The sequence below is a fragment of the Inquilinus sp. genome, assembly GCF_057815775.1.
On the sequence record NZ_JBYRFX010000615.1, the window covers coordinates 1 to 4,950 of the forward strand.

Sequence of the window (4,950 nt, forward strand, 5' to 3'; positions counted from 1 at the left end):
TTCGCCATGCGGGATGTCGCTGACGGGCGCTTTGCCGTCGCCAGGGGCAACAAGTGAAGTGCGACCGGGCCGTCTAATGGTGCAGGCTGCAGGCCAGGGCTTCGAACCCCATACAAAGCCGCAGACTGACAGGGTGGGTTCCAGCGTCTCGACAGGGAGAGCTTGATGAACATCAAGGATTTGGGGACGGTTCACGTCGCGATTCCGAAGCTGGCGGAGGATCTCCGCGAGGGGCGGGTCGACCGGCGCGAATTCCTGCGCACCTCGGTGCTGCTCGGCCTGGCGATTCCGGTGGCCTATTCCATGGCCTCGCTGCTGACCGGCGAACCGCTGATGCCGCAGGCGTTGGCCCAGGATGCGCCGCGCAAGGGCGGCACGCTTCGGCTCGGCATGTTCGTGATGGATATGAGCGACCCCGCCATCTACGACTGGTCGGAAAAGGGCAATGCGGCCCGGCAACTGATCGAGCCACTGGTGCGGGTCGGCACCGACAACCTGTCGCATCCCCATCTCGCCGAGAAATGGGAAGCCAATGACGACGTCACGGTCTGGACGCTGCATCTGCGCCAGGGCGTGAAGTGGAGCAACGGCGACGCCTTCGGCGCCGATGACGTGATCGCGACCTTCACCCGCTGGCTCGACAGCAAGACCGGGTCCTCCAACCAGGGCCGGTTCAGCGGCCTGACGATGAAGGATGGCGAGACGGTCAAGATGGCGCCGAACGCGCTGGAGCGGATCGACGACCACACCGTGCGCTTCCATTTCACCAACGCTATGCTCTCTTTCCCCGAGAGCCTGGGCGACTATCCCGCGCTGATCACCCATCGCGACTTCGCCACCAAGCACGAAGCCAACCTGATCAAGAACCCGGTCGGCACCGGGCCGTTCACCCTGAAGGAATACGCCGTCGGCCAGCGGGCGGTGTACGCCAAGAAGGCGGATTACTGGGGCGGCGAGCCCTATGTCGACGAACTGCAGATCATCGATCTCGGCGCCGACCCGGCGGCCGAACTGGCGGCGCTGTCCTCCGGCCAGGTCGACCTGCTGTACAAGCTCGACCCCAACCTGCTGCCCGGCTACCAGGCCAATCCGCAGATCAAGCTCTATGACAAGGACACGGCGATCGTCGGCGTCGCCCGGATGCGGGTGGTCGAGAAGCCGTTCGACGACAAGCGCGTGCGCCAGGCGGTGCAGGCCTGCGTCGATCATGACCGGCTGCTGCAGCTGGCCTATCAGGGGCTGGGCACGCCGGGCCAGGATTTTCACGTCGCGCCGATCCACCCGGAATACACCGATCTCGGGCCGATGAAGCAGGATTACGACAAGGCCAAGAAGCTGCTGGCCGATGCCGGCTATGCCAACGGCCTGGACATCGAGATCCACTGCGTCGACGATCCGAAATGGGAAGGCCAGATCGGCGTCGTGCTGTCGGAGATGGTGAAGCCGGCCGGCATCAACCTGAAGGTCAACATCCTGCCGGGCGGCACCTATTGGGACCGCTGGACCAAATGGCCGTTCAGCGTGACGCAATGGACCACCCGGCCGCTCGGCGTGCAGTGCCTGGACGTCGCCTACCGCAAGGGCGCCGCCTGGAACGAAAGCGGCTACGACAATCCGGAGTTCGAAAAGCTTCTGAACCAGGCGCAGGCCACGATCGACGTGCCCAAGCGCAAGGAGATCATGAAGAAGATCGAGCAGATCCTGCAGGACGATGCGATCAGCATCATCCCGTTCTGGCTGAAGATCTACACCGCCGGGACCGACAAGGTGCAGGGCTTCGCCTACCACTTCGCCCGCGAGATGTATCTCGACAAGGTCTGGCTCTCGGCGTGACCGGGCGGCATAGGATGATCCGGCAGGGGCGCGTTGTGCGCCCCTGCACCGGGCCGGGCTGCGAGGCCTGTGCTCTCGCTGGCCGGTTCGGCGAGGCGGTGTCGCCATGCTGATCTTCCTCGCCAAGCGGGCCTTCTTCATGGTCCTGACCATGCTGGCGGTCTCGCTGCTGGTCTTCTTCCTGCTCGAGGTCAACGGCGCGTCCGTGGCGGTGAAGGTGCTCGGGCCCTACAGCTCGGACGAACAGCGCCATCTGTGGCTCGAGGCGCATGGTTATTTCGCGCCGTGGTATGAGCGCTATTTCGCCTGGCTCGGCCGGATGACGAGTGGCAATTTCGGAGATTCCCTCCGGTTCAAGACGTCGGTCGCCGCGGTGCTGTGGCCGCGCCTGGGCAACACCGCGATCCTCGCCGCCTTCGTCTTCGCGGTGATGGTGCCGGTCTCGGTCGTGCTCGGCGTGCTCGCCGGCATGCGCGAAGGCTCGGCGACCGACCGGTCGATCTCGATCCTGTCGATCATCACCACCTCGGTGCCGGAGTTCGCCTCGGCGACCTTCCTGTCCTTCCTGTTCGTCCTGGTGCTGAAATGGCTGCCGGGCACCAGCGGCATGAACCAGGGCTTCGACCCGCTGCAGCTGGTCATGCCGGTGCTGGTCCTGGTGCTGTACGATTTCGGCTACATCACCCGGATGATGCGTGCCTCGATGGCCGAGGTGATGCAGAGCCCGTACATCCGCACCGCGGTGCTGAAGGGCATCCCGTACCGGCGCGTGATCGTGCGCCACGCGCTGCGCAACGCCCTGATCGCGCCCTTCACCGTGATCGTGCTGCAGATCAACTGGCTGCTGTCGGGCGTGATCGTGGTCGAGGCCTTCTTCGGCTACAAGGGCTTCGGTGCCCTGCTGCTGGAAGCCTCGCTGAACCAGGACATCTACCTGATCCAGGCCTGTGCCATGGTCTCGGTCTTCGTCGCGGTGGCGACCCAGACCATCGCCGATGTCGGCTACACCTACCTCAATCCCCGCATTCGCTTCACCTGACGGAGACCGGAATGGCCGACGTCTCGCTGCCGTCCTCATCGCTCCGCCGCAATCCATTGCTGCGCGCCCTGCGGTCGGCCTTGCTGCTGCGCGAAAGCTGGGTCGGCGTGATCGGCGTGCTGATCGTGCTGTTCTGGATCGTGCTGGCCCTGCTGGCGCCTGTGATCGCGCCCTATCCACCGAACCAGAACCTGCTGCAGTTCAAGCCGCCGGGCACCGTGGCGCCGGATGGCGGGGTGTTCTGGCTCGGCACCGACCATCTCGGCCGCGACATCCTCAGCCGGGTGATCTGGGGCGCGCGTCGGGTGCTGATCTACGCGCCGCTGGCGACCGCCTGCGCCTATATCCTGGGCGTCACCATGGGGCTGTTCGCCGGCTACAAGCGCGGCCTGTGGGACGACGTGCTCAGCCGGATCGGCGACATCATCCTGTCGTTCCCGATCCTGGTGCTCTACGTCGTCATCATCACCACCTTCGGCCCGTCCGGGATCAACATCGTGCTGGCGGTGACCTGCGCCAGCGCGCCGGGGATCATGCGCATCGTCCGCGGCCTGGTGCTGGATCTGCGCAACCGCGACTATGTCGCCGCGGCGCAGACCCGGGGCGAATCTTCGCTCTACATCATGTTCGTCGAGATCCTGCCGAATGCGCGCGGGCCGCTGATCGTCGATGCCTGTCTGCGCCTGGGCTACACCATCATCACCATCGGCGTGCTCGGCTTCCTCGGCCTCGGCCTGCCGCCGCCGGACCCGGATTGGGGCGGCATGGTCAACGAGACCCGCGGCATGGCGACCTTCGCGCCCTGGATGACGGTCTTCCCCTGCATCGCGATCTCCTCGCTCGTCCTCGGCCTCAATCTCCTGGCCGACGGGCTGCGCGAGATCTCGCTGAAGGATTGAAGCGATGAGCATCGAGGTCATCCCCCCGCGCGACACCAGCACGCCGATCCTGGAGATCGACAAGCTCTCGATCTCCTACCTGACCCGCGCCGCCGAGATCCCGGCGGTGGTCGATTTCTCGCTGACCATCCGGCCCGGCGAATGCGTCGGGCTGGTGGGCGAAAGCGGCTGCGGCAAGTCGACCGTGGCGATGGCGATCATGCGCTATCTCGGCGGCAACGGCCGCATCGCCGGCGGCTCGATGAAGTTCCGCGGCCGCGACCTGCTGGCGATGTCGAAGGAGGAACTGCGCCGGGTGCGCGGCGCCGAGATCGCCATGGTCTACCAGGAGCCGATGGCGGCGCTGAACCCGGCGCTGCGCATCGGCGACCAGCTGACCGAAGTGCCGCTGTGCCATGAGCCGGGCTGCACCCCGGCCCAGGCGAAGGAACGGGCACGCGACATGCTGGCCCGGGTGCGGCTGGGCGATCCGGACCGGGTGATGCAGGCGTATCCGCACCAGATCTCCGGTGGCCAGCAGCAGCGCGTTGTGATCGCCATGGCGCTGCTGTCGAACCCGTCGCTGCTGCTGCTGGACGAACCGACCACGGCGCTGGACGTCACGGTCGAGGCCGGCATCGTCGATTTGATCGCCGAACTCGGCCGCACCCTCGGCACGGCCATGCTCTACATCAGCCACAATCTCGGGCTGATCCGCGAGACCTGCGACCGGGTCTGCGTGATGTATGCCGGCCAGGCGGTGGAGGAGGGGACGATCGACCAGATCTTCGCCGCCCCGCGCCACCCCTATACCCAGGGGCTGTTCGGCTGCATCCCGACCCCCGGGCGCGACAAGACCAGCCGGCCGCTGGTGCCGATCCGCGGCCAGCTGCCATTGCCGCAGAACCGGCCCAAGGGCTGCTGGTTCGGCCCGCGCTGCGATTATTTCGAAGCCGGCCGCTGCGACGCGGCGCCGGTGCCGATGCTGCCGGCCAGTGAGACGCGGCGGGTGCGCTGCCTGCGCTGGGAGGAGGTCGCGGCGCTGCCGCCGCCGCCGGTCGTGGTCGAGGAGGTGGCGGTGCCCGTGGCCAAGGGCACCGGCCTGCCGGTGCTGCAGGTCGCGGGGATGGGCAAGCATTACCCGATCTATGACAGTTCGATCGCCGCCCTGTTCGGCAGCGACCGCACCCGCTACATCCG

At 66.5% G+C, this 4,950-nt stretch carries 4 protein-coding genes; all 4 read left to right on the forward strand.

Annotated elements, in window-relative coordinates:
• Positions 1-165 precede the first annotated feature (165 nt).
• Positions 166-1,833 (forward strand): ABC transporter substrate-binding protein, encoded by a 1,668-nt coding sequence (locus tag AC3XYG_RS21515; RefSeq protein WP_489141915.1) that lies wholly within the window; start codon positions 166-168, stop codon positions 1,831-1,833.
• 106 nt (positions 1,834-1,939) lie between these two features.
• Complete coding sequence (locus tag AC3XYG_RS21520) at positions 1,940-2,872, forward strand: ABC transporter permease (protein ID WP_489141916.1); 933 nt, start codon at positions 1,940-1,942, stop codon at positions 2,870-2,872.
• 11 nt (positions 2,873-2,883) lie between these two features.
• Positions 2,884-3,771, forward strand: coding sequence for an ABC transporter permease (locus AC3XYG_RS21525; RefSeq protein ID WP_489141917.1), 888 nt, complete (start codon positions 2,884-2,886; stop codon positions 3,769-3,771).
• A 4-nt stretch (positions 3,772-3,775) separates the two neighbouring features.
• Positions 3,776-4,950 (forward strand): ABC transporter ATP-binding protein (locus AC3XYG_RS21530; protein ID WP_489141918.1); only part of this gene is annotated, 1,175 nt, incomplete at its 3' end.